Genomic DNA, 690 nt, shown 5'->3' with positions numbered 1-690 from the left:
ATGAGGCAATACGTGCTGGAGTAACTAGATTTGATGCTTCCTTAGGAGGGCTTGGCGGCTGTCCATTCGCCCCTGGTGCTAGCGGTAATATTTGTACGGAGGATCTCGTACATATGCTGGCATTCATGGGATATGAAATGAATACAGACCTTGACCAGCTGATTGGCGCTGCAAACTATCTGCAGTCATTGTTAACTCATGAAGTGCCGGGCCAGATTATCAAGGCAGGAAAAATTACGGACCTTCACTCTGCATCACAGGTATAGAAAGGAGAAACGAAAATGGCGGCAAAAACGCTTTTTGAAAAGGTTTGGGAAAACCATGTAATTGATTCACCACTGGAACAGCCATTACTCTTTATTGATCTGCATTTAATTCATGATGTCACTTCGCCTCAGGCATTTTCTTTACTGAAAGAACAGGGACGAACAGTCAGGCGGCCGGATTTAACATTTGCATCAGCCGACCACAATGTTCCAACAAAAGATAGAAACTTGGAATTTAAGGACGTGCTGGCCGGAAAGCAAGTGGAGGCGTTAATCGAGAACTGTAAACAATTTGGGATTACTGCTTATGATCTGGACCATCCTGACAACGGTATTGTCCACATTATTGGTCCGGAACTTGGATTAACAACACCCGGTAAAACTATCGTTTGCGGGGATAGCCACACTTCCACGCATGGGGCAT

Annotated in this window: 1 protein-coding gene and 1 pseudogene; both read left to right on the top strand. The window is 45.1% G+C overall.

Translation table 11 applies throughout. From position 1 onward, the window contains the following. Nucleotides 1-266 (top strand): annotated as a pseudogene (locus tag AC3G7N_RS21210) (hypothetical protein); the annotation flags it as partial. 15 nt (nucleotides 267-281) lie between these two features. Then, nucleotides 282-690, top strand: a 409-nt coding sequence (locus tag AC3G7N_RS21205; RefSeq protein ID WP_489424123.1) for an aconitase family protein, incomplete at its 3' end; no start/stop codon positions are given.

The sequence above is a fragment of the Virgibacillus carmonensis genome (assembly GCF_057836705.1).
Note: the sequence above shows the minus strand (reverse complement) of the source record. Positions and strands in the feature narration are given on the sequence as shown.